The organism is Devosia sp. Root413D1, assembly GCF_001425235.1.
In the GTDB taxonomy this organism is placed as follows: Bacteria; Pseudomonadota; Alphaproteobacteria; order Rhizobiales; family Devosiaceae; genus Devosia_A.
Genome location: NZ_LMEA01000014.1, coordinates 195,936 through 220,233, shown reverse-complemented (window position 1 = coordinate 220,233; position 24,298 = coordinate 195,936). Strand labels below are relative to the sequence as shown.

General features: G+C 67.0%; 22 protein-coding genes. 11 read left to right on the top strand and 11 right to left on the bottom strand.

Features of this window, described 5'->3' with window-relative positions:
* The first annotated feature begins 31 nt into the window (after window positions 1-31).
* From ASC89_RS27940 to ASC89_RS27920, 5 genes are read left to right on the top strand one after another with little or no spacing between them, the layout of a single operon-like run.
* Window positions 32-1,033: a hypothetical protein gene (locus tag ASC89_RS27940; RefSeq protein ID WP_055877291.1), complete on the top strand. Its 1,002-nt coding sequence runs from the start codon at window positions 32-34 to the stop codon at window positions 1,031-1,033.
* Between the two features lie 8 nt (window positions 1,034-1,041).
* Complete coding sequence (locus tag ASC89_RS27935) at window positions 1,042-1,380, top strand: hypothetical protein (protein ID WP_055877294.1); 339 nt, start codon at window positions 1,042-1,044, stop codon at window positions 1,378-1,380.
* Window positions 1,377-2,834 carry a hypothetical protein gene (locus tag ASC89_RS27930; protein WP_056004401.1) on the top strand — a complete coding sequence of 486 codons (1,458 nt, stop codon included), beginning with the start codon at window positions 1,377-1,379 and terminating at the stop codon, window positions 2,832-2,834. Before ASC89_RS27935 ends, ASC89_RS27930 begins: the two co-directional genes overlap by 4 nt.
* The gene (locus ASC89_RS27925) at window positions 2,831-3,262 is read left to right on the top strand and encodes a hypothetical protein (protein ID WP_056004398.1); all 432 of its coding nucleotides are present in this window, start codon (window positions 2,831-2,833) and stop codon (window positions 3,260-3,262) included. The genes ASC89_RS27930 and ASC89_RS27925 overlap by 4 nt, the downstream gene beginning before the upstream one ends.
* The gene (locus ASC89_RS27920) at window positions 3,263-3,973 is read left to right on the top strand and encodes a LamG domain-containing protein (RefSeq protein WP_056004395.1); all 711 of its coding nucleotides are present in this window, start codon (window positions 3,263-3,265) and stop codon (window positions 3,971-3,973) included.
* On the opposite strand, the gene ASC89_RS29265 is transcribed toward ASC89_RS27920, so the two are convergent.
* The gene (locus ASC89_RS29265) at window positions 3,939-4,253 is read right to left on the bottom strand and encodes a hypothetical protein (RefSeq protein WP_407065089.1); all 315 of its coding nucleotides are present in this window, start codon (window positions 4,251-4,253) and stop codon (window positions 3,939-3,941) included. The two genes, ASC89_RS27920 and ASC89_RS29265, sit on opposite strands and share 35 nt — an antisense overlap.
* An 840-nt stretch (window positions 4,254-5,093) precedes the next feature.
* Here ASC89_RS29265 and ASC89_RS27910 point away from each other — a divergent pair.
* Window positions 5,094-5,804 carry a DUF1647 domain-containing protein gene (locus ASC89_RS27910; protein ID WP_156384803.1) on the top strand — a complete coding sequence of 237 codons (711 nt, stop codon included), beginning with the start codon at window positions 5,094-5,096 and terminating at the stop codon, window positions 5,802-5,804.
* Window positions 5,805-5,899: 95 nt separating this feature from the next.
* On the opposite strand, the gene ASC89_RS27905 is transcribed toward ASC89_RS27910, so the two are convergent.
* Entirely contained in the window at window positions 5,900-8,179 is a 2,280-nt protein-coding gene (locus tag ASC89_RS27905; protein WP_082533663.1) for a glycosyltransferase, read from the bottom strand.
* Window positions 8,180-8,470: 291 nt separating this feature from the next.
* Between ASC89_RS27905 and ASC89_RS27895 the strand changes: the two genes are divergently transcribed.
* The 3 genes from ASC89_RS27895 to ASC89_RS27885 are packed head-to-tail and all read left to right on the top strand — an operon-like array spanning window position 8,471 to window position 9,848.
* On the top strand, window positions 8,471-9,205 hold the full coding sequence (locus ASC89_RS27895) for a hypothetical protein (protein ID WP_056004377.1): 735 nt from the start codon (window positions 8,471-8,473) through the stop codon (window positions 9,203-9,205).
* Between the two features lie 11 nt (window positions 9,206-9,216).
* Entirely contained in the window at window positions 9,217-9,612 is a 396-nt protein-coding gene (locus ASC89_RS27890; RefSeq protein ID WP_056004374.1) for a hypothetical protein, read from the top strand.
* Window positions 9,612-9,848, top strand: a complete 237-nt coding sequence (locus tag ASC89_RS27885; RefSeq protein ID WP_056004372.1) for a hypothetical protein — start codon at window positions 9,612-9,614, stop codon at window positions 9,846-9,848. Before ASC89_RS27890 ends, ASC89_RS27885 begins: the two co-directional genes overlap by 1 nt.
* Window positions 9,849-9,867: 19 nt before the next feature.
* Here the strand turns inward: ASC89_RS27885 and ASC89_RS27880 are convergent, their stop codons facing one another.
* The gene (locus ASC89_RS27880) at window positions 9,868-10,695 is read right to left on the bottom strand and encodes a metallophosphoesterase (protein ID WP_056004369.1); all 828 of its coding nucleotides are present in this window, start codon (window positions 10,693-10,695) and stop codon (window positions 9,868-9,870) included.
* A gap of 3 nt (window positions 10,696-10,698) precedes the next feature.
* The gene (locus ASC89_RS27875; RefSeq protein ID WP_056004366.1) at window positions 10,699-11,646 is read right to left on the bottom strand and encodes a diacylglycerol kinase family protein; all 948 of its coding nucleotides are present in this window, start codon (window positions 11,644-11,646) and stop codon (window positions 10,699-10,701) included.
* Window positions 11,647-11,823: 177 nt separating this feature from the next.
* Here ASC89_RS27875 and ASC89_RS27870 point away from each other — a divergent pair, with 177 nt between their 5' ends.
* Both ASC89_RS27870 and ASC89_RS27865 read left to right on the top strand, forming a co-directional pair.
* On the top strand, window positions 11,824-14,502 hold the full coding sequence (locus ASC89_RS27870; RefSeq protein WP_082533662.1) for a PAS domain-containing protein: 2,679 nt from the start codon (window positions 11,824-11,826) through the stop codon (window positions 14,500-14,502).
* On the top strand, window positions 14,499-14,864 hold the full coding sequence (locus ASC89_RS27865) for a response regulator (protein WP_082533661.1): 366 nt from the start codon (window positions 14,499-14,501) through the stop codon (window positions 14,862-14,864). Before ASC89_RS27870 ends, ASC89_RS27865 begins: the two co-directional genes overlap by 4 nt.
* An 18-nt stretch (window positions 14,865-14,882) precedes the next feature.
* On the opposite strand, the gene ASC89_RS27860 is transcribed toward ASC89_RS27865, so the two are convergent.
* From ASC89_RS27860 to ASC89_RS27830, 7 genes are read right to left on the bottom strand one after another with little or no spacing between them, the layout of a single operon-like run.
* Window positions 14,883-16,292: an AMP-binding protein gene (locus ASC89_RS27860; protein ID WP_056004360.1), complete on the bottom strand. Its 1,410-nt coding sequence runs from the start codon at window positions 16,290-16,292 to the stop codon at window positions 14,883-14,885.
* Complete coding sequence (locus tag ASC89_RS27855) at window positions 16,289-17,131, bottom strand: hypothetical protein (protein WP_056004357.1); 843 nt, start codon at window positions 17,129-17,131, stop codon at window positions 16,289-16,291. Before ASC89_RS27855 ends, ASC89_RS27860 begins: the two co-directional genes overlap by 4 nt.
* The gene (locus ASC89_RS27850) at window positions 17,128-18,429 is read right to left on the bottom strand and encodes a diacylglycerol/polyprenol kinase family protein (protein ID WP_056004354.1); all 1,302 of its coding nucleotides are present in this window, start codon (window positions 18,427-18,429) and stop codon (window positions 17,128-17,130) included. The genes ASC89_RS27855 and ASC89_RS27850 overlap by 4 nt, the downstream gene beginning before the upstream one ends.
* Window positions 18,426-19,523 (bottom strand): DUF3419 family protein, encoded by a 1,098-nt coding sequence (locus tag ASC89_RS27845; protein ID WP_056004351.1) that lies wholly within the window; start codon window positions 19,521-19,523, stop codon window positions 18,426-18,428. Before ASC89_RS27845 ends, ASC89_RS27850 begins: the two co-directional genes overlap by 4 nt.
* Complete coding sequence (locus ASC89_RS27840; RefSeq protein ID WP_056004348.1) at window positions 19,520-21,973, bottom strand: PEP/pyruvate-binding domain-containing protein; 2,454 nt, start codon at window positions 21,971-21,973, stop codon at window positions 19,520-19,522. Before ASC89_RS27840 ends, ASC89_RS27845 begins: the two co-directional genes overlap by 4 nt.
* Window positions 21,970-22,896, bottom strand: a complete 927-nt coding sequence (locus ASC89_RS27835; protein ID WP_056004345.1) for a UbiA family prenyltransferase — start codon at window positions 22,894-22,896, stop codon at window positions 21,970-21,972. The genes ASC89_RS27840 and ASC89_RS27835 overlap by 4 nt, the downstream gene beginning before the upstream one ends.
* Entirely contained in the window at window positions 22,893-24,140 is a 1,248-nt protein-coding gene (locus tag ASC89_RS27830) for a hydroxymethylglutaryl-CoA reductase (protein WP_055877341.1), read from the bottom strand. The genes ASC89_RS27835 and ASC89_RS27830 overlap by 4 nt, the downstream gene beginning before the upstream one ends.
* Window positions 24,141-24,298: the final 158 nt, after the last annotated feature.

The following is a 24,298-nucleotide window of genomic DNA, read 5'->3' as shown; positions in this document are numbered from 1 at the left end:
CGCGTCCATCCCCCTCCCCGGAGACTTCCCCATGGCAGCCATCTGGCCTGGCTCGCGCGTGCCCAATTTCGGCATTGGCGACCGACTCTCTTTCTACGACACCGCCACCTCGACGCCGCAGGTGGTCTATGCCGATGGCGCGCTGAGCGTGGCGCATGATCAGCCGATCCTCGCCGATGCGCGCGGCATGTTCCCGGTGATCTACCTGAGCCCGGCGCCGGGCAGCTATCGCCAGAAGCTCACCGACGCCAATGGCGTCCTGATCTTCGACGACGACGACATCGACGTGCCGCAATCGGCCGATTACGAGCCGCCCGACCCCGGCGTCACCGACCCGACGCTGCTGGTCACCACCGGCATGCGCATCGGCTATTATGGCACCGCGGCGCCCACCGGCTGGGTACGCTGCAACGGCCGCAGCCTCGGCTCTGCCAGCTCGGGCGCCACCGAGCGCGCTAATGCCGATGCCCAGGCGCTGTTCCTCCACCTGTGGACCGCCGACGCCACGCTCGCCGTCAGCGGCGGACGTGGGGCATCCGCCGCCGGCGACTGGGCTGCCAACAAGACCATCGCGCTGCCCGACTATCGCGACCGCATCGCCATCGGGCTTGGCGCCATGGGCAATGCCGATATCAACCTGATCCCCGATGCGACGGTGGATGGTGGGGAAACCAACACCACTCTGGGCGCCACGGTTGGCACCGCGGCGCAGACGCTGACGGCAGCGCAGATCCCGGCCCATCAGCACAACGCCGGCACGCTGCTGATGCCCAACCACGGCCACCCCGCCAAGATATCTGCCAGAAACGACAGCGGACCGGTTCAGACCACATACGGTGGCATGGGGCTCATCGGGCTTGGTACCGCCAGCTACCCGGCCTACACCGGCGCGATCGGCGACACGGCGGGCCAGCAGATCGGCGGTTCCGGCACCGCGGGGATCACCGGCGCTACTGCCGACAGCACGGGCGGCGGCGCCTCGCACCCCAACGTCCAGCCCTCGCTGTTCGAACTCGTCATCATCAAACTCTGAGGCCCGGCATGTACGAGTTGCAGTTCTTTGCCACCGACGATGCCGATTGGGCGCAGCGGGTGGATTTGATCGACGACGCCACCAACCTGCCACTCGCCACGGCGGGCGTGCTGTTCGAGCTCGAGGTGAGCGAGAGCGGCGCCCGCCGGCTGTTCGCCACCACCGCCGACAACAGCATCGAGATCCCCGAGCCGGGCACCATCCAGTGGCGCTTCAGCGTGCCGCAACTGGCGGCGCTCGATATCCGCAACACGTATCGGGTGGGCTGCCGGATGACCAATGGCACCGGCACGACACAGCTCTTCACCGGCACGCTGGCCTTCGTCGGGGGCGGGTTCGGCAGATGAGCGACACCATCACCCCACGGCTCAGGATCAAGGCGCAGCCCGAATTCGCGGTGCGCGCCAAGGCCGTCCCGCCGCCAAAAGTGCGGCTGCGCGTCACCCCGGCGCTGCTACCGATGGAGATCGAGCTCAGAAACACCGGCATGATGGTGCAGTGGCGCTATCTGGGGCAGGACTGGCAGGACCTGATCGCCATCGACGACCTCGACACCACTGTCACGGTCGGCAGCGTCACCACCCTGCCACCAGGCTCGCCCGCCACGGTCGCCAATGTCGGCACCGTCAAGGATATGGTGCTCAACTTCGGCATCCCCGAGGGTATTCAGGGAATCCAGGGCAACGCCGCCACTATTGCCGTCGGTACGGTGACCACGGTCAACCCCGCCGACCCGGCTGAGGTGACCAATGTCGGCTCGCCCAACGACGCCATTTTCGATTTCGACATCCCACAGGGCGCGGCCGCCACCGTCGCGGTGGGCACCGTTACCACGCTGGCGCCGGGGGCTTCGGCCAGCGTCGTCAATGTCGGGACGCCTGGCGCCGCGGTGCTCAATTTCGGCCTGCCGCGCGGCGCGCCGGGCATCCTCACCTCGGTGGTCGCCGGCACCAACATCACCGTCGACAATACCGACCCGGCCAACCCGGTGGTCGCTGCGGCCGGCGATATCAGCGGGCCGGCGAGCGCGGTCGATAGCCGCGTGGCGCTGTTCGACGGCACCACCGGTAAGCTGCTCAAGGACAGCGGCGTGCTGCTCGGCAACGCGGCATCGCGCAATGTCGGCACTGCGGCGGGCACCGTGGCGGCGGGGGATGATGCCCGCATCACCGCCGCCATCCCGTCGAGCGCGCTGACCACGCAGGGCGACATTCTCGTGCGCAATGCCAGCGCTCCGACCCGGCTCGCAAAGGGCACGCAATACCAGGTGCTGCAGGCCGGGGCGACCGACCCGCTCTATGGCGCGCTGAACCTCGCCCAGGCGGCGGCGGTCACCGGCGTCTTGCCAGCGGCGAACCACCCTGATGCGACGACGGTCGCGAAGGGCATCTCGGAATTTGCCACGGCCGCGGAGTATCGTACCGGCACCGATACCGTGCGCGCGCTGGTCGTCGACCAGGTCTGGGCGGCGGCGGGCCTCGCCGGGCTCACGGACGGCGCCAACATCGCCGTGGATTTCGCCGCCGGCTTCAACTTCGGCGGCGCCGCCAACGCCGTGCTGGGGCTCAACGGCAACCAGAGCCTTTCGGCTCCGACCAACCTCAAGACCGGCCAGACCGGCATCCTCTGGTTCGGCGCCGTCACTTCCACCCGCATCCTGACGCTCAACGCCGCCTGGCTGCTCTGCGATGGCGTCGAGGCCGGCCCCTACTCCATCACCACGGCGCAGGAGCTGGGCATCGCCTACGTCATCCGGGCCAGCCGCACCTACGTCACAGCAATCATAAGGAGAGCCGCATGACCCTCGTTCACCAGGTCGACGGCGCCTGGACGCCGATCCACGGCGTGCAAACCCTCGAGCGCATGGTGGCGACCTGCACCGTCACCTATCACGATGGCCGCCAGGCGGAGATGTCGTGCGAGCCCTACCCGGTCGCCGAAACGCTCGACCTGGGCAAGGTCGAGCAGTTGGTGGCAGAAGGGCTGTGGGGCGTGGAGGAACTGCAGGCTTACGGGCTGCGGCCCGCCATGGCAGTGGACGTGCCGGAGGGCAAGCAGCGCGTCGGGGAGCCACGATACGTCGAGCGCAAGAACGAGGTTGTCGAAGAGTGGACACTGGAGCAGATCCCCGCACCGGCGGCCGATCCGACACCGGCCGAGAAGCTGGCGGCGTTGGGGCTCACCGTTGAGGATCTGAGGGCCTTGTTCTCCGTGGCGGGTAGTGACTAGATGTTGCCAGGCACGATCTCAGTAACAGGGGGACGTATTCGCGACCCCTACTTCGCCAACGTTGCCCTTTTGCTGCACGGGAACGGCGCGAACGGCGCCGGCATCGTCGATAGTTCGAGCAATGCGTTCAGTATCGTGGCTGGTGGAGACGCGGCATGCCGCACAGCGGTTTCGAAGTTTGGTGGTGCCTCAATCGGACTTGATGGTACTGGCGACTGGCTCGTCGCCGACTCCACGTTCGCCGCCCCAGGCAGTGGGGACATGACAATCGAGGCGTGGGTCTACCCGACGAACGGCGCGAAGCAACAATGCGTGATGGACTTCCGCCTTCAAAATGGCGACTACGAGCCACGCATAGACTTCGACAATACCTTTGATGGCGGCAACAACGACGGTTTTGTGTTCTTTGTGGGAAACGCCGCGAGGGCCGCCACCACCACCTTGGCGCTTAACACCTGGTACCATCTTGCGGTCTCGCGCAACGGCGGCGTTTGGCGCTTCTTCCTCAATGGCGCTCAGGTTGGGTCCGACTTCAGTCTGACGACCAACATGACCCGGAGAAAGTTGAGCCTCGGTACCTATTGGGACGCCCGCGGGACCAACGCGAGTTACAAGTTCCAAGGTTATGTCGATGACTTTCGTCTAACGATTGGTGTGGGTCGCTACGCGGCGAACTTCACTCCGCCGGCTTCGCAGTATCCTGATGGGTAGGCCGAGCTAGCAGGGCCGCACCCTCCTGAAGAATGCGTCCCATCGGCGATGAGGGGGGAGGACTGCCCAAGTGCAGTTTCCGATGCATCTCGTTGTACAAGTGAACAACCAGCGTCTGGGGTTGGATCAGATCCTGCAGACGCAGGGCTGGATCCCACAGCGCCCGCACGTCCGACCAATCGACCGGATAGAAGACGGCCCGTGCGCTCGCCATGTTCTCAACGTCGTGCTTGCGTGCGTAGTACTGCATGGCGCGCGGCCCCGCGGTGCCCCATTTCATGTTCTGCAGCTTTTTCGGTCTGCCCAACCAGCCCCGCAGACGGCGGTCGGCGCGCCTCCACCATGGCAACCACGGGGGGACAAAGCCGTGGTCGATTGACAGCAACTCCGCCAACAGGGGCTGTCGGGAGCGAGCTTCAGGACGGCGGTGTTCAAGCCGCTGCTTTCCTTGCCATAGATGCTGGGAGCATCAGCGATCGGCCGAATGCAGTAGCAGTCCGTGTCGACCCAAATGCCTAGCCCACGAGCGAGCATTGCGTACCGGAATAGATCGGACGCGCAAGCATAGGCCCCAGCCTCGAGGATCTCAGCCACCCGTCCCCATGGCAGCACGTCATGGGCATCCCCTGGCTCGATCCCAGGTGGAAGGTTCAGCGGAGCATATGAATACAAGACCACACGGTGGCCTTGTCGCACAAAGGAGACAAGACACGCTGCAGCACTCGGGCCCAATGCCGATCCGTGCCAGAACGACGCAATAGTCGGCAGTGCGTTTGGCATCGCGGTTCCTTGGGGCGCCCCATCGTCGCGGTCACGCGCTTCGTAGCGCAACACCCTGTCCTCGTGAAGACCGTACAACCCGCCTAAGAACTACCGTCTGACTGCCACGTAGTTAGTAATCCCAAACAGGGCCTCATCGCTGTCCCTGTACTTCTTGAAACTCGAGGGGTACTTGGCCCGCAAATGGGGGCTCACCGGCTCGCTGCGCGGCGGCCACCCATACAGAACCGCAGCCCCGCACGTCTGAGAGCCGCCGGTCAAAATTGCTCATGTGTCGGAGCTAGAGGCTTGAGCAAGCTCCACTAAATACGCTAAGTGACCGTGGTTCAGGGGGAGCCGCGTGTCAAAATCCAGAAGCTTGCGCGTCGTCACGGGGGCCAGTGCAAATCACGGCAAGTCGCTTCTGCAACTGCTGAGGTCGCTAAAGCGCTGGGAGAGAAACACTGCCGTTGCGGTTTACGACCTCGGGCTCGAAGATCATCACGTCGAAGCCGTGAGGCAGCTAGGTTTCGAACCGATCGTGTTTCCCTTCTCAGACTACCCGCCGCATTTCGACATCAGCGTCAATGCCGGCGCGTATGCTTGGAAGGTGGCAATCATAAAGCTGGAGATGGACAAGGGGGGTGCGCCGCTACTTTGGCTGGACGCCGGGAACCTCGTACGATTTCCGCTGCTGTGGGTTCGCTACTGCCTTCGCCGGGACGGTTTCTTTTGCCCAAAGACATGGTTCACCGTGACGAGGTACACCCATCCCGGTATGTATGAAGTGCTGGGCATCCCAGTCGGGTGGGCCGGTGAGCGGAAGCAACTGAACGCTGCGATTGTCGGCGTGAACCACACATTCTCTTCGACGCGGGCGCTCGTGGACGAGTGGCTCGCTGGAGCAATGGAAAAGTCGGTCATCGCGCCCCCAGGGTCTAGCCGCGACAATCATCGGTGGGACCAGTCGCTGCTTACCCTTCTCGCCTATCGTGCAGACATCCTTGAGAAGCCGAGCCGCACTGAACCCGGCATTCTGACCCACCAGGATATCCCCGAAGGTTCAGCCTAGAACCTCTGGCGGTCGTTTGACTCGACTCTATCGCCAGCCACGAGACCTGCCGCCAGGGCCAGGCGGCCCGTGAAACCGTTCCGCAACAGCGCCAATTACCAGATCAGCTCGAGCGCCTCGGCCAGATCACTCAGGTGCTTGCCCTGCTGGAATCGAGCGAGGGCACTCTGGCGCCCTGCCTGCCCGAGCCGATTGGCGAGCAATCGGTCTCGCACCAGAATTTCCACCTGCCGCTGCAGCACGGCCTGCCCGTCCTCCCCCGTCGGGTATTGATAACCGGTGACCCCGTCGACAATGATTTCCGCAGTGCCGCCGGCCGAGGTGCCCAGCACCGGGAGCCCGAAGGCCATGGCCTCTGTCGTCACGCGGCCAAAGGTTTCCCCTCTGCCTTTTGTCGCTCCCTGCGAGTTCATGATGAAAGCGTCGCTGGCGAGGTAAAACGAAGCAAATGCCGACTGCCGCAGGTAGGTTCTGGCTGGCGACAGGACGGCTTTCTCGTCCGAGGTCAGGTCCTCGAGAAGTGCCGCACGGTCGGAGCGGTTCAGGCCCACAAGCAGCAGCCTGATCGGAAGCCCGCTCTCCGCTGCCAGCCTCGCAATCGTCCGGATGAGCATCCGTTGCCCTTTCCCGGGCTCCAAGCTACCCAGGGAGAGCAGAAGAAAATCATCCTTCGACACGCCAAGTCGTCGGCGGATGTCGTCACGCGCGAGTTCCACCGGACGTTGCGTACGGGTCTGCGGCTTCATCGGAAAGGGCAGCGATGCGCGACTTGCCGTCTCCACGAAGTCATCGCTCAGCGGCGGATGCATGACGCGAACCTTTGGCGGCAACGCTACGGCTTCCTGCCAGGCGGCACGCGCCGCGTTGCTGTCGAAAATCGCAAGCGCCGCCAGCTGAAGCAGATCGGCCGCCTGCTTGAAATTCTCGATGTCGATTTCATGCACCCACCAGACCAGGCGCTGCGCCAGAAATGGATTTGCAGCGAGGCACTTACGCACCCAGGCTGCGGTTGGATCGCTCGCTGTATTGGCGATAATGGCGTCGGAAGCCGCCGCGACGGCGATGGCGCTTTCGATCGGGATCAGGGGTATGCCGAACTGGGACGCCAGGTTCCAGCCCCTCACGTCATCTGATGCGGTCGCGAGGCGGACGGTGGCGCCGCTCTCCATGAGGGCCTGAGCCGTTTCCAGCAGCAGGAGCGGCGCTCCGCTGCGGGACAGATCATGCGAAACCAGCAGTATCTTCCTGCCGGCGAAACCGGCGCCTTCACGCACCCGCGCCGCTGGTGAGGCCGGCAGAGTCGTCGTCAACATTTCGCGGGTGATTTCACCCGGCCGGTCGCCGTCCGGCAGGGCGCCGCGTTGACCAGCGACGACGAACAGCCGATCGCCGAGCCGGCCGACGACCGGAATCTTGAGCTTGTGCGGCAGGTAGCCGAACATTGACCAGCGATCCGCCAGCGGATCGTAGGCTTGTATTGCGTCGGTCAGCCTCAGGTAAAATTGCTCCGGGTCTTTATAGACCTGCCCGCCGATCAACAGAATCCGGCCATCGACGACTATGGTCGAGAAGTCGGCATGGGATACTGCGATGGGAAGGTCTGCAACTCTGGTCCACGGGCCCGAAGGATCGGACAGGCGGAAGGCGGAGGACAGATAGGTCTCCGGCGTGCGCCCCGTACAGGTGCAGTCCGGATCGCCTGGAATCGCCTGGAAATCGCCCTGCTGGCCGCCGAACACGTAGAGACTGTCGCCCAGCACAGCGCTCGATCCGTGCATTCCGGCAACAGGGATCGGCTGCTCGGCCCGCCAGCCCGCCTCATCAGTTCGCCCGCCCGACACGGCAAGGCTCCAATGGTCGGCCCTTGCTGTCCAGCGGTCCTCGTCTGCACCTCCGACGAGGTGCAAGCGTCCGCGCCAGTACTGCATTGCAGCAGCGTATCGAGAGGCCGGAACTGGCGGCAACTCGTGCCACCGATTTTCGCGGGTATCATACGAAAAGACACTCGGAACCGCTGGCCGGCATTGGGGCCCGAGCTGTCCAGACGCGAAGTAGATGTAGCGATGCCCGTCGGAAGCGACCGCACAGTGAGAATGCGCCAGCCCTGAAGGCGTCGCTATGCGGCCAACCCAGCGTTCCCTCTGCATATCGAACACGAAGATCGCTTCGTTCGCCGCGTTCGGGGATTTGTAGCCGCATGCAACGTAAAGCAAATTGCCGATCTGAGCACCGCCGGCATCCAACAGCGGTTCGGGGCACGGCGCGCCATTTTTCCATTCCAGCCCATCCCGCAGCGCCCTTCGCCTGAGCCACCAGGCTTCAGCTCGGCGCGCCCAATGCTCAGGCTTCTTCAGCCACGCGGAGACCCGGGCCATACTATCCTCTGGTTGATTGCGGCTCGGCACCGCTCGGCAAACACCACAGCGCCATCAGTTCATCGACCATCGCAGGGTGCGTGCGCTCTTATCCGGCCGGTATCGCGATGTCGATCTCGATCGGCCGCGGCAGTTCGGCAACTGGCGGCCGGCGAAACTCTCCCGGACGTCGATCACGCCGGCTGACCGCCGATCGATGCTCGCTCGGATGATCTTCACCGCTGCCGCGCCCCCCTGAACGCCCCGCAAGCTCGTGCGGCGCGAACTACCTCGTCAACATCGGAGAACCCCATGAACCCCAACGTCCCCCGCGGGGCGGCGACGCTGCTCGACTTCATCGCCGGCCTCGAGACCAACCGGCCAGGCCGGGCCGGCTATGAGACCATCATCGGCTATCGCAACGAGAAGCCCGGCGCGCTGCCCAAGCCCATCACCGAGATGACGCTCGACGAGCTGTTGGTCGAGCAGAAGCGCTGGGTCCGCAATCTCAAGGCGCCGAGCGGCGCGGCCGGGCGCTACCAGATCATCCGGCCGACCCTCCTCAGCCTCATCGCCGAGCTGGGCGTGCCGCTCTCGGCGACGTTCACGCCCGAGCTGCAGGACCGCTTCGGCCTCGCCCTGCTGCAGCGGCGCGGCTGGAGCCAGTTCGCCGCCGCCACCTTGTCGCTGCGCGATTTCGGCAACCGCCTGGCGCGCGAATGGGCGAGCTTTCCCGTGCTCAGCCGGCAGCAGGGCGCCCATCGCCCGGTGGAGCGCGGCGAAAGCTATTATGCCGGCGACGGCATCAACGCCTCGCTGACCAAAGCCACCAACGCCGAAGCCGTGCTGGCCGAAGTGCTGAACGAGCTTTCCCGCGCGCCGGCGCCGGCTAAGCCCACGCCGGTCCCGCTCCCAACCGACCCCGCGCCCACCCCAGAACCAACCCCGCCCCGCAAGGGCTGGGGCCCGCTGGGCTGGTCCATCCTCGGACTCGCCATCGCCGTGAGCCTGGTGGTCGCTGCCTTCACCCTCCCTCTCCCCTTCTGAGGACACTTGAAATGACCGCGTTTCTCTCTTCCGCCGCCCTCGGCTGGTTCCTCCGCCGCATCCTCGATTGGGGCGGCTGGCTCGGCGCCGCCTTGCTCGCCGTGATCAACTTCTACAACGCGCTGCCGCCCGAGCTGCAGGTGGTGATCACCAAGATCGTCGCCGGCAACTGGCAGGAGATCACCCTTGGGGCCGTGCCCGGGCTCGTGGCGCTGCTCTGGAGCCAGATCCAGTCGTTTCGCGCTACGGTCAGGCCTCAGGTGGTGATCGATGGCCAGCAGCTGCCGATCAACAAAATGCCCCACCGCGAAGCCACCGGCGTCGAGGAGCTGAGCCCCACTGCGCTGGAGAAGCGCGGCGAGACCCTGGTCGAGAAGCTGCTGAAGCTCAAGCTGGGGAGGCCGTGATGCCCACCCCCCGCTTCGATCTCACCATTAACCTCGGCCACGTCATCACCTTCGGCGGCCTCCTGGTTACCATGGCCGTCGGCTGGGCCACCTTCGATGGCCGGCTGCGGGCGGTGGAGCGGACGCTGGAAACGGCGACCGCGACACTGGTCGAGCAAGTGCGACAGGGCGCGCAGCTGGCGGCGGTGTCCGATCGGGTGACGCGGCTCGAGCGGGTCGCCGAAACGGGCCGATGAGTCCGGCGCGTCAGGCCACTCAGGTCAGCCCCGATGCCGTCTCCCGGGTCACCCACTGGTCGCTGCTCCAGTCGCGCACCGTCACCGAGATCTGACCGTTCTCGATGTCGATCAGGTTGTAGCCATTGGGCTCGCCCCGCAGCCGGGTCGAGATCGTCGACGACGCCTGCGCCACGAGGATCGGGGCGCTGGCGGCCTGGCGCAAGCCCTGCGGCGCCCCTTCGGCCACGCTGCCCGGCCGCTCGTGCTTGCGCACATAGGACAGGTGAAAGTGCCCCGAGAGGACCAGCCGCACCCCCAGCTCCGAGAAGGTCTCGAGCGCCTGGTCCGCTCGCTTCACCAGCCGCATCGGTTTTTCGCCCGCCGTTTCGGGCTGCATCAGCGGGTGGTGCGCCACCACCACCCTGAGGGCGTCGGGCGAGGCCTTGTCGAAGCGCGCCGCGAGGCGGCGAAGCTGCCCGCGGTTGATCGCGCCATGCGCCCAGTTCAGCCCGGCGCGCAATCGCCGTGAGGTTTTGAGCCCGGCAATGGCGACACCGCCGAGTTCCACAAACGGTTCGAGCTCGGTGTCGATATAGCGCCGGTAGAGGCCATAGGGGTCGAGGAAGCGGCGCATCAGGTTGACGGCCGGCACGTCATGATTGCCGGGCACGGCAAACACCGGCGCCTCGAGCGTATCGAGAAACGCCCGGGCAGCGCGAAACTCGCTCTCGGAGCCAAGCTGGGTGAAATCCCCACTGACCACGACGATGTCGGGGCGCTGCGCCGCGAGATCATCGGCCAGCCCTTCGGCCACGCGCGCATCGTGATGGCCGAAATGCAGATCAGAGAGGTGGCAGATGCGCATGGTTCAACCGGCCTCCGGCTCGGGCTCGACCAGCCCTGGTTCGGTCTCGGCCACCGGCGGCGCCAGCACCGACAGCGCCAGCGGCAGCGAACGGAAGCGCAGTGGACCCTGCAGCGTTACCACCTCCCCATCCAGCATCGCCCGGACCAGCGGGCGGCGGGTCCGCACTACCACGGCGCGGACGCTCTCCATCTCGAGCACTTCGTCGTTCCGCCATGAGCCAAGCACCATCTCCGTTGCCAGGCGCAGCGCATCGCGCAGGCGCAGCTGCCGCAACAGGTAGAGGCTCAGCATTCCCTCATCGAGGCGCGGCCGGTGAAACACCTGGCCCAGCCCCTCGCCATAGTCGTTATTGGCAACGGCGATCGATTGCACCCGCTCGATCCGTGGCTCGCCGGAGCGCGGCGTGATCTCAGCGGCAAAGCGGCGAAGCCGCGACAGCCGGCGCACGAAGTGTCCGAGAAAGGCGATCCGGGCGGCAAACCCATCGCGACCGCGCAGCTTTTCCCGCGCCGCAGCGATGCCGGGCACGGCGCCGATCACCACCTTGTGGAGAAATATCTGCCCGTTCACTTCCCCCACGTCGATCTTGCGCGGCACCATGTCGCCGAGCGCCTCGAACCAGGCTTCGAGCGCCGTCGGGATGGCAAGGTCGCGGGCGAGGAGGTTTGCGGTCCCCAGCGGCAGCACGGCGAGGCTGCGTCCGGTGGCAATCGCCACCTCCGCCAGGGCGGTCACCGTGCCATCGCCTCCGGCCGAAAGCAGAACTTCTGCCGGGCTGTTGCGGGCGGTTTGCAACCGCTCGGCGAACGTCCGGCTGGCATCGGCATCGACACTGACCGCAATGCCGCGCTCGGCGAACAGCCCGTGCAGGCGCTCGGCGGTGATACCCAGCCGTGTCGCGCCGCCCGAATTGGCATTGAGCACGATATGAAACTTCGTCTGTAGCACGGCGCGCCTTCTGGAGGAGCACTGGCTCCGTCGTCCTCAACGAAGCCGAGGAGCCATCGGTTCCGGTCAAGCCGGCTTGCGCCTGGCTCCGGGCCAACTGCCCATTCCCAATCACCGCCATGGAACTTAATCGCCGGTTCCGGCATTTATGGCGCTGCGCGAGGGGGCATTTGGGATATGGCAGACCGTCCGGCTTCGATGAAGCTGCGTCCACATGTTGTGGCCGTCGGGGCGATCCTGGCTTTGCTGCTGATGCTGATCGGGGGCACCGCTTACCTACTGACCTCGAGCTATTTCGATACAAGGCGGGCCGTGCATGATGATGCGGGCTCGTCCTCGCAGGTGGTGGCGGCCAACGCCAAATGGGCCTTCGAGACGGCGCGCCAGACGCTGCTCAGGGTCGACGATACGCTCGGGGCCGACATCTCGGCACCGCCACCAGGTGCGGCTGCGCAGCTCAAGGAGGCGATCTCCACTCTGCCCGGCCAGCCCAGGATCTATGTGGTCGATGCCGCCGGCGCCACCAGCCTCACCACCGACGAGCAGTTCAAGCCGATCGATGTGCGCGACCGGGAGTATTTCGCCGCGGTCGCCGCCGGCGAGCCGTTCCACGTCTCGGCACTGCTGGTCAGCCGGCTCAACAGCGAGCAGATCTTCACCATCAGCAAGCGCATCGAGCGCAACGGCCAGTTTGCCGGCGCCGCCATCATCTCGTTCAACTCCGAACTGCTCGAGGAGGTCTGGCAGTCGCTGCATCTCGACGGGCAATCGACCGTGGGGCTGCTGCGCGAAGACGGGCAGCTGGTCTCGCGCTACCCGCTGCCGCCCGGACCGCAGGATCTCAGCCAGTACATCCTCTTCACCACCTATCTGCCGCAGGCGCCGAGCGGCAGCTATGACGCGGTCTCCCCCACCGATGGCGTGCACCGCGTTGTCGGCTATCGCCGCGTCCCCGGCACCAACCTCATCGCGCTGGCTTCGGTCAGCAGCGACAATGCCTTCGCCTCCTACTGGGCGGCGACCTGGGGCGTGCTGGCGCTGGTGATCCCGGCGCTCGTTGCTTTGGTGCTGATCGCCTGGGGCACCTTCCGGCTGCTGCGCGCCGATGCCCGGCAGCGCGAAGCCGAAGCGCAGTTCCGGGTGTTCGCCGAGGCCATGCCCAACCATGTCTGGAGCGCCCGGCCCGACGGCAAGCTCGACTGGTTCAACTCCGGCGTCTACCGCTATAGCGGCCGCAACGAAGGCGAGCTCGACGGCGACAACTGGACCAGCATCATCCACCCCGACGATCTGCCCGAGGCCGGCAAGCGTTGGGCCGCAGCGCTCCGGGTCGGCACCCCGTACGAGGTGCAGTTCCGGGTGCGCGGCGCCGATGGCAGCTATCGCTGGTTCTTGGCGCGGGCCGTGCCGCTGCGCAACGCCAGGGGCGAGATCAGCAAGTGGATCGGCACCAATACCGATATCGATGACGAGAAGGCGACGCTCACCCGGCTGGCCGAGAGCGAGGCGCGGTTGCGGCTCGCCATCGAGGCCGGCCAGCTGGCGATCTGGGAGCTCGATATCGACGCCCTGCAGATCACCCCGTCACCGGCCCTCAACCGGCTCTATGGTTTCCCCGAGGAGGCCACCCCGACGCTGGCCGAATATCAGTCGCGTTACGCCCCCGGCGAGGCCGAGCGGGTGGCGGCGATCAGCGCCGCCGCCGTGGCGCGCGGCGATCTCGATCTCGAGGTCGAGTTGAAGCATGTCTGGCCCGATGGCACCGAGAAGTGGCTGCTGATCCGCTCGCAGCTGAAGCCGGGTTCGACCGTGAGTTCGGGGCGTGCCATCGGCGTGGTGATCGACGTCACCGAGCGCCGCCGCATCGAAGAACAGCTGCGCCGCAGCGAACAGCGCTTCCGGCTGAGCCAGCACGCCGCCGGCATCGCCTCGCTCGAGGTCGATATCGCGACGGGCACCATCCAGGGCTCGGAAAAGTTCTGGGAGCTGTGGGGCCTCGAACCGCGCGACAAGGCGCATGTCAGCCTGTTCGAAAGCATCGTCGTGCCCGAAGACAAGGATGTCCGCTCCAACGACGAGACGCGCCGCTCGGGAACCGCGACGCCCAATGTCGAATACCGCATCCGCCGGCCGGACACCGGCGAGCTGCGCTGGCTCAGCCGCCACATGGAGTTCATCCATGACGAGACAGGCAAGCCACTGACCATGTTCGGCGTGGTGCAGGATATCACCGAGCAGAAGGAAGCCCGCTCGCGCCAGGAAATGCTGACGCACGAGCTGTCGCACCGGATCAAGAACATGCTCGCCATGGTGTCGGCGCTGGCCACCCAGACGCTGCGCGACACCACGCTCGAAGCCGGCAAGGAAGCGCTGATCCAGCGCCTCGGCGCCTTGGGCACTGCCCATGATGCGCTGCTCGGGCGGAACTGGACGGATGCACCGATGCAGGCCGTCATCGCGGCGGCAACCGCCCACCTGCCATCGGAGCGCATCACGATCGGCGGCCCCAGCTTTGCCCTGTCGCCCAAGATGGCGCTGTCGATGGCGCTGGCGGTGAACGAGCTCGGTACCAATGCGCTGAAATATGGCGCGCTTTCCAACGAAACCGGCCGCGTATCGATCGACTGGTCAGTGGAAAGAGACGAGCGCGGCGAGCGAACCCTCACCTGGACGTGGCGAGAGACGGGTGGCCCGCCCGTGGCCCCGCCGACCCGGCGCGGCTTCGGCTCCCTGCTGATCAAGCGGGTGCTGGCCTCGGATTTTGGTGGAGAGGTCGACGTGGCCTACGCCCCCGAGGGTCTGACCGTGACGTTGAGCGCACCGCTCGAACCACCCGATGCGGGAGCTGCCCCATGACGACGATGCACAATACCACCGTGTTGGTGGTCGAGGACGAAGCGCTGCTGCTCTACTCCATCGCCGACGAGCTGCGGGATCAGGGCTTTGACGTTGTGGAGGCCCGCAACGCCGCCGAGGCGCTGCGCGCACTGGAGGCCAACCCTGAGATCCGCCTGCTGTTCACCGATGTCGACATGCCGGGCACCATGGATGGGCTGGCGCTCGCCGCGGCGGTGCGGCACCGCTGGCCACCGATCAAGATCATCGTCACCTCCGGCAAGGGCCGCCCAGCGCCTTCGGCACTGCCGGACGGGGCATTTATCCCAAAACCATATACGTCGATCGCGATATCAGAGGTGTTTCGCCGCCTCGGGGGGTAGCAGGAGAACTGTCGGCCCTCACCCCCGCCCCACCAGCTTCGCCAACCTCACATAATCCACCTTCGAGTGATGCCGCCGATCGAGTGGCATTGCCACCTTCACCGCTCGTGCCCCGAACGCCCGCTGCGCCAGCTCGGTCCACTGCTGCGGGCCGAGTTCCTCGCCTTCGAGCGCGATCACCATCGGCTCGGTGCCGGGCACCAACGCCGCGCGGCGGACGCCGGGCCATTGGCGGGCGACGGTCTCGACTTCGAACGGGTAGTGCCCCGCGGCAGCGGCCGAGAGGCGGCCGCGGAGCCAGAGGTTGCCATCTGCGTCGAGGCGGCCGGCGTCGCCGGTGCGGTGCCAGATTTCGCCATCTCGCCAAAGCTTGTTCTCGGCGTCGCCGATGCCGTCCATATAGCCCTTATTCACATGCGCGCCGCTGACCACGATCTCGTCGTCGACGATCTCGAGCGCCACTGCAGGCACCGGCTTGCCGGCGAGAATCCCGCCCCCCTCCTCCATCTGCTGCCATTGGTCGGCAGTGATGTCGCGCACGTGCAGATGGGCGATCGGCTCGGCTTCGGTCGAGCCGTAGACGGCGACGATATCGGTGCGCGGCAGCACCTGTGACAGGCGCTTGAGCAGATCGGGGAATACCGGCCCGCCACCGGTAAACAGCACGTCGAGCGCCGCCGCTTCGCCGCTATCGGCCACCCGTTCGGCGATCACTGGCGGCACCATGGCGCGGGTAACGCGGTGCGCTGCGAGGTGGCGCAGCAGCGCGGCGCCGCCGGCCTCGTCATGGCGGCTGAGCCGCCAGTTCGGCAGCACCGAGGTGGTGCCGAGCGACAGGTTGGCGATGACGAACACCGGAAAGGCGACGAGATCGGTTTCGTCGTCGCGGCGCGGCGCGATGAGATCGTGGAGCGCGGCGTTCTGCGCCGCGAGAAAGCCGTGGCTCCGGACGATCCCCTTCGGCCGGCCGGTCGAACCGGAAGTAAAGGAGATCAGCGCCGGGTGTTCCGGTGCCAGCTCCTCGAGCGGGTCGCCCTCGGCATAGCCGAACTGCAGCCGCCTGGTGCCCCAGAGCTGCGGCACCAAGTAGGGCAGCAGCCGATAGACCCCGCCGACCAGCACCGCCGCGGGCGCGGCAATCTCCACGGCGCGCTGCACCCCGGCAAACCCCATTGCCGGCTCGGGAAAGACGATCGTCGCGCCCAGCCGCCACAGTGCCGCGATGGCGAGATAGAGCTCGATGCCGATCGGCAGCGCCACCAGCACCCGATCGCCGCGTTGCACCCCCTGCCCCCGCAGCGAAGCGGCAAGCCGTCCGCTCCTCAGCGCCAGTTGCTCATAGCTGATCGTCTCGCCGGCGCCGGTGATGATCGCCGGTCGCGGGCCGAGCTCAGCGGCTTTGTCGAGAAAGCCGGCGATCAGGTTCATGGGCCGAGGTCGCGGCCCATCAGCGCATAGCGGCGGAACACGCTGGCGCTGTGCCGCTCGCTGCGCTGGCGCGAGACGTTATCCTCGTGCATCAGCGCATGGATCACCTCGGTAAAGCCGAGATCGAGGGCGCTCCGATGATAGCTGTCGGCCAACAGGTGCCCGACGCCGCGCAGGCCGCTGGCATAGGTCTTGAGGATGGCGGTGGGGATGGCCGACCCGTGGTCCGGCATGCCGAACAGGAAGCCGACTAACTGCGCCCCCGGCCCATAAGCGAAGAGAATGTGGCGCGGGTCGAGCAGCGGCAGCAGCGGCCGGTAGAGCTCGAGAAAGGCCTCGCGGCTGATCGGCTTGAAGAAGCGGTTGCCGGCAAAGGCCGAGCCGGACATATCGAACAGCTTGCCGATCAGCAGCTCGGCGCCCTGGCCGTCCCAGGCGGTGACGGTTACCCCGGCCATACTGACCGGGGTGTCGCCGATAGTGTCGACGAGCCGGGCCCGCGACGAGACATAGCTGGAGATCGGCGCGTAGCCGGCGGCGATGAAGGCAGCGTGATCGTGCGGGCCACTCTGCGGCTCGAGCGCGAAGGGCGGCGTGCCGTCGCTCTCCGACACCAGCCGGTACTTGTGCCAGGTATCGCCATCCATCGGGCCGATGAGCGCTTCGAAGCCCTCGGCGTGGAGCTCGGCCGCGGCGCGCGAAAGCAGCTCGGCGCCCGCCTCGAGCGAGCCGAAGGCCACCGCGCCAATGGCGGCGGTGCGCTTGCCATCCCAGCTCGGCGAATCGCGATAGAGCATCGCCGTAGCATCCTGATGCGTGATGGGCGTCGGCGTGGTCATAGGAACATTCCCCTGAAATAGAAGACCAGCGGCACCAGCATCGCCACGGCGAACAGCTTGGCGCTGCGACGCGTGGTGAACCACTCGGGCCGGAGCATGGCGAGCCCCGCCGGCACCGCCAGCGCGGCGACCAGCCAGGGCCAGTCGGCATCGAACCAGGGCGGGTGCCATGGGGTGTTGAGTTTGGCGACCCAGCTGAACAGCCCACCGATCGCGAAGCCCAGCGGCAACAACACCAGGCGCCACCAGCCGCGCGTCGCCAGCGCCGCAAAGCCGAGCGCCACGGCGGCGAAGGTGAGGTTGAACAGGGCAAGCACCGAGCGCCCGGCGAGCTCGCCGGCGATGAGCCAGAACAGCGCCACCACCGCGGCGACCGCCAGGAGGTCGAGCTCGGGCCGCTGGCTGGTGCCAGGCCGCCTGGCGCGCGCCCATACCTGGCCGACGATCACCAGCCCGGTCAGCAGCGCATTATGCGGCGCCATCAGCGAGATCATCAGGAAGAGCAGGATCGCATAGCCCCGCGCGGCGCGCGGCGGCAGGCGCAGCGCCTCGGCCACCAGCAGCATCAGCCCGAGGAACAACAGGAACCCGACCGCCACCACCACCAGTTCGGCGGAGCTGCTGGCAAGATATTGCTGCAGCAGGAGATGCGCGCCGACGGGGACGAAGAGGTTATCGAGCCCGCGCCAGGAATCGGCCTCGACCAGCGCGCAGAAGGCGGCAACGAGGAAGGACAGCACCACCACGTTGAGCCGCGGCGCATCGGTGAGCAGCAGCAGGGTCACCAGCGCCACCAGCCAGGTGACGACGAAGAACGCCGCCACGCCCTCGAGGCTTTTGGAGCCGTCCTCGACCGCGAAGCGGCGCTTGCCATACTCGGTGCCGACCAGCGCCGACGCGGTATCGGAGAGGGTGATCACCAGCAGTGGCAGCACGTAGAGGATCGGCTCGCCCAGCCCGCGAAAGAAGGTGAAGGCGATGGCCAGCGCCAGGTAGATTTCGCCCCACGACTCGCGCTTCACCTCATGCAGCACCCCGCCGACCGAGGCGAGCATGGGGCTGCGCAGCGCCAGCATCAGGATCACAGCCGCGCCGATCAAGAGGAACACCGGCAGGGCATTCGAAAACAGCAGCGGGAAGAACAGGGCGGCGGTGCCGGTCGCCACATGCACGAGCTTGCGCTGGGTTTCCGGCCCGATGCTGTAGCGCCCGGCGAAATAACGCACGCCGCCCATCAGCGACAGCATGCCGACGATCACCGCGGCGATGAAGATGCCGTCGCGCCAGGTGAGGCTCACTTCACCGCCTCGACCACGAAATCGGAATAAAAGAACGCCTTGTCCGCCGCCTTGCCGGCAGCGATCTCCGGCTCGAGCCGGGCTACGCGGTGAGCATGCGCGGCCGGTACGCGGCGCGGCACCATCATGTTCCAGTAGACCAGCCGCGCCCCGGGATTGGCGGCGGCGAGGATCGCGCCATAGACGGTCTCGAACACCTCGGGGCTCATATATTCGAAGATATCGGAGAGGTTGAAACCATCGGCCGTCTCGCCGCTCTCGACCAGCGTTTCGAGCGCCCCCTCGCGGATATCGAGCCGGTCGAGCCGGGTGCGGATGGTGTCGTAATGCTCGGCCCGCCAGGCCAGCGGCAGCGCTGCGCCGTGTCCCGGCTTGAGGATCCAGTGCAGATACGGGTTCTGCGAGGGGTCGAGATCGACCGCCGCATGCCGGAGCCGGCCCGCGACATGCTCGGCAAGGCTGCCCTCGACATGCTGGAAAAACGCCGGATCGCGCCCGAGCCGCCCCATGACGAAATTCGAAAAGAACAGCTTCAGCAACAGGTTCCAGCGCCAGTTGTTCCAGCGCCGATCGAGGAACTCGGCCCGTGCCGCGAGCGGCTTCGACACGAACACCTCGTCGATCGTCGCCCGGCTATGCACCAGCGGCAGCAGGCATTGCCTGAGGATGCGGAAATAACGTTCGAACTTGCCGACGCCGCCCAGCCCATACGCCACTACGGCCTCGCGCCGCGCGCCCCAGAAGGCTGCAAGCTCCGCGGGAAGACCCACGGCGGCCATGTCGAACAGTTCGCCACGGCGCTCGGAGGGCCGCGAGCCCATCAGTTCGACAAAGCCCTGGTGATCGAGCGCCCGATAAGCCGCGACCCGCAGCTTCAGGCAGGCGACCTGCGCCGGCGAGAGATCGATGGTGATGACCTTGGCCGGGTCGAGCAGCAGCATGCCGAGCGCGTTGTCGCCGGCCGAGCAGATCGAGACCAGCACCTTGCCGTGCTGCTGCCCGAGCGCCGCGTTCAGCACATCGGCATCTTCCCACAGCTGCGCATAGCGAATGTCATCGAAGCGCGCGTGGCTCGAAATCTCGGCGCCGTTCATTTGACCCTCCGGACCTGGCCCGTTGCGCCATCCACTTCGATCATTTCCCCGTCGGCGATCCACTCCATGGCGCCCTTCAGCGCCACGACGCAGGGAATGCCCAGTTCGCGCGCCACGATGGCCGAGTGCGACAGCGGGCTGCCCCGCTCGACGACGATCGCCGCGGCATTGGTGAACAGCGCGATCCAGCCCGGATCGGTGTGCCGCGCCACGAGGATCTCGCCGCGCTTCAGCGTCCCGGTGCGCGGATCCGCGATCACCCGCGCCACTGCGCGGACGACGCCCGCACTGCAGCCGACGCCACTCCGCTCGCGCGCCTCGTCCCGGGCCCGCGGCGCCAGCGGTGCGATGGCACTGCCGACGGTGGCGACGGCGCCCTTGAGGCTGAGCCGCTCCGGCGGATCGCGGCGCGTCGCGGCCGCCGCCATCTCGGCGCGCCGCAAGCGGGCGAGCGCCGCAAGATCATGGCTCACAGCAAAGCCCTCGATCGCCCCCAGCACTTCGGCAACGGTGAGCATGAACACGTCGTCGGGTGTATCGAGCAGGCCGAGCGCATGGAACTGCACGCCGACGGCCCGGAACAGCCGCCGCCCGCGCCCGAAGATGCGGGTCCGCTCGAACCGCAGGTTCTCGCGATCCCGCACCCGGCGCTTGGCGATCCCCAGCACCACCCCGGCAATGGCGCGCCGCAGCGGGTGCCCCTTGAACAGGCGGTCGAGCGCCGCCACCGGGTCGACCCGCTCGACGGCATGCCCCGGGCCGGCCGCCGCGGCAGCGGCGATTGCCTTGTAGAGCGGCGACGGATCGCGATCGAGCGTCACGCTCTCGAGCTTCAGCTCCTCCGGGCAGCGATCGGCGAAGCGGTCGAGATAGTCGCGCACTGCCTGCTGCAGCGCCGGGTTGCGTGCAAGCCCTTCGCCCTGCCCGGCCTCGAGCTCGGCCACCAGTTCCGGATCATCGCCCAGCAGCTTCCCCATCGCGCGGATGCGCTGCGCCGGCTCGGCCGAGACGATATCGCCCTGCCCGATCATGATGTCCGAATGCACGGCGAGCCCGGCCTCGCCGGCCCAGCCCTGCATCAGCTTCCGCGAGCCGCCGAAGGCGATCATGCAGAGGAAATCGTTGACCAGCGGCGCGTCCCAGCGGTCGAGCAGGTCGGCCTCGATCCGCCGATACTCGGCGGCGAGCGCCGTCAGCGGCTTATAGTCCAGCGTCGTCGCCGGCTCGGCCAGGGCTGCCCCCAGTCGTGCGTAAAATCCCCGCTTGGTGCGGCCCAGCCTGAGGCTCGCGCCGGCCAGCGCCAGGCCGATGCGCGCCATGCCGAGGGTGCGGCGGAACCGCGATTGCGGCGGCGCTGCCATGGCGGCAACCAGCTCCGCCGGCAGCGGCTCGCTCACCCCCATCATCAGTTCCATGCTGGCGCTGTTGCTTGAAAACCCCGGCAGCAGCGCCAGCGCCCGGTACCAGTTGCCGAGGTTGTAGTAGACCCGGGCATCGACCCGGCTCAGCAGGTTGTCGAACAAAGCCGCATGGCTGCCGATCGTCGCGGCGTCGATCCCCACCAGCCGCATGAAGGCCCGATAGACCCGCGCATAAGCATATTGGGCAAAGCTGAAGGTGAGCGGCGAAACGAGCCCGGGATAGCTCTCGACGATATTGGAATTGTCGAGCACCACCAGCACCTCGTCGGCGATCGGCGCCGGCCGGAGGCTGGTGGTGATCGGCCGCGCCTGTAAGAGGTGCAGCCGCTGGCCGGCAAAGGCCCATTCCATATCCTGTGGCGCGCCGAACGCCGCCTCGGCGCTGAACGCCAGGGCCCGGAGCGCTGCGAGATCGCTGTCGGTCAGGCTCGCCTCCGCCGGCCGCTCCAGCACCTCGCCGCTGGTTTTGCCCAGCACGTAGCGCTCGCCATCTTCCTCGCCGCCGACCAGCCGATCGGCGAGCCCGGCTATGGCCGAGACGACGATGCGGTCGCGGCGGCCGCTGACCGGATCGGCGGTGAACAGCACGCCGGCGCAGCGCGCATCGACCATCTGCTGCACCACCACGGCCGGGGCGCCGCCATCGGCGCCGAGCTGGCGCGAGCTGCGATATTCGGCGACGCTTTCGGCCGCGCCGCTCTCGAACACACTTCGCGCGGCCGCGGGGACGTCCTCTGCCCTGACATTCAGCAGCGACAGGAACTGCCCGGCATGCGAGGCGGCGCTGCCATCCTCTTCGCGCGCTGACGAGCGCACCGCATAGGGCCCGGGGCCGATGCCCGTAAGTTGCACCAGCAGCGCCGCGCCGGTTGCCGCCTCGGCAGCGGCCGACGTGAAGGCCGCCGCCTCGACCACGACAAAGGCCGGCACGTCGAACCCCAGCCCCGCGAGCCGCATCAGCGTCGCGCCCTTGCCGCCGACAACATCAGCCCCTGCGGCGCTCCGCATGTCATGGATGAAGCTGGTCACGACAGCGGCCCCGCCAACCCCACCATGACGTAGCAGGCAAATACCCAGAGCCCCGCAGCGAGATCGATCCGCTTCTGCCCCGCCACGTCCGGCTGCCGCATGAACCGGCCGGCCAGCCACAGGATCGGCAGCAGCGCCGCGAGGCCCAGGACCCAGATAATTATGCCGGCGCCCGCCAGCGTGCCGATGCAACCGACGAGGATATAGGAGAGGGCGCAGCAGCCGGCCCAGATGGCGGCCGAGCGCCCCGGGCCATAGAGCGCCGAATAGGTCTCGACTCCCGGCCGCTCGCTCTCGGGCGCCCAGGTCTTCCGGCCGAACTCCAGGACGCACCCATTGACGCAGCTCAGGATGACGAAGATCCAGATCCCCGGCGGCGGCAGCGCCGCGTGCGGCAGCCACTCGGCGGCGGTGACGTAAAAATCGATGAAGGCCATGATGGCCATGTGCGAGACAAGGTAGAGCAGCGGCCGCGCCTTCAGCCAGGCCGGCACGAAGAACTCCGCCGTCATCAGCCCCAGCCACAGCCAGACCAGCGCCAAAGGCAGCAGCAACAGCGGCGAGATGCTCAGGCTAAGGACGATGGCGAGCCCGCCGGCTCCGAGCCCCAGGCGCCGCAGCAGTTTGAGGCTCACCAGCCCGCGCGGCACCGGCCGCTCCGGACGGTAGCGGCTATCGTCGTCAAAATCCTTGAACTCGTCGGCGACCCGCAGCTGGAACAGAATGCCGATCGCCACCAGCCACACCGCGACGAACACCCAGATCGACGGCAGGGGCCGCCCGCCAAGATGCGCCGAGAGGCTGAGGCCAGCGGCGGTGAACACGGCGAGCAGCACGGCGGTCTTGCCAAGCGGGAAGCGCTCGGCCTGGTAGATCCAGAGTCGCTGCATCAGGCTCAACTGAGCCTCGGCGGTGGTGCTCATCTGAGCCGCGCCAGCTTGTGATGTGCCCGGGTGAACTGCCCGCCGGCAATCGCCGCGATGATCGAGATCTCGCCGCAGAGGCATAGCGCCGCCACCACTTCGGCCAGAGCCGCGGCCTTGCCTGGTCCGGCCAGCCCCAGCAAATCGAGCGCCGCCGACTGGCTGGGCAGCCCGGTGCCGCCGCCGACCGAGCCGACCAGCACATTGGGCAGCGTCACCGAAAAGAACATGCCCTTGTCGCGCGGCTCCATGCGGGTGAAGCCGACCGCCGATTCCGACACGCAGGCCGCATCCTGCCCGGTGGCGATGTAGAAGGCGGCGAGCCCATTGGCGTAATGGGCCTGCGAGCCGAGCTGGCCGCTCAGCACCGCGCCCAAAGCCGCCACCCGCCCATAGGCGACCAGCGCCTCGGGCGTCACGCGGAGGGTACGCGCCATCAGCTCGTAGGGCAGCTCGACGCTGGCCGAGACTTTTCGCCCGCGACCCGCAAACATCCCCAGATACGAAGCTTTCTTGTCGCCCGAGAAATTGCCCTCGATGAACGAGAAGCGCGGGCGGATCGGCGAATGCGCAGCGATATAGGCGCAGATCGCCTCGGTCGCGACGGTCACCATGTTCTGCCCGGCCGCGTCGCCGGTCGAGTAGCGGCAGATCACGAACACCGTGTCGCTGTCCATGAACGGCTCGAGCGATTGCAGCTTGCCATGCCGCGTCGTCGCCTCGGCCACGCTCCGCAACTGCTCGGCATTCTCAGCGATCCAGCTGATGAACGCGCCGCATTCGTAAAGCCCGCTGAACACGAACGCCGGGGTGCGCAGCACGCCCTCGCCCAGCATGCCTGCGCTCACCCCGCCGGCCAGCGACACGATATCGGCGCCGCGACCGTAGGAGGCGACCAGCGCCGCCTCGGTGGTCGCCAGCGGCACGTAATAGTCGCCGCTGGCATGGACGCCGTTGACCCTGAGCGGCCCGATCACCCCCACCGGCACTTTTACCGTGCCGACAAAATTCTCGATATTGCGGCCATAAGTTTCGGCCGCCGCGAGGCTTCCCGCGTCGGCCAGCCGGTCTTTCGATGAGGCGGGCACCCCCGCCTCGATGAGGTGCGACCACACTGCCTCGGCCGATGCGCGATCGCTGCTCTGATGCATGCGCAGCCGCTTCGGCCGCCCGGCCCCAGGCGACGGGCGCAGCCGGGCCGCGAGATCGGCAGTTGCCGACTTGGCCCGCAACAGCTCAAGCATGTTCAGCACTCGTGCCGGCAACAGCGACGCCAAGATTGCCCCCAGTTTGGTCAGCCAGACAATGCGGAGCCAATACTGAAAGGCTCGCTAACGCAACGCGGACGCAACTTTCGAGCTGCAGCAAGCAGTTAACGGCGAGACTATTTGCAGCCGCTATT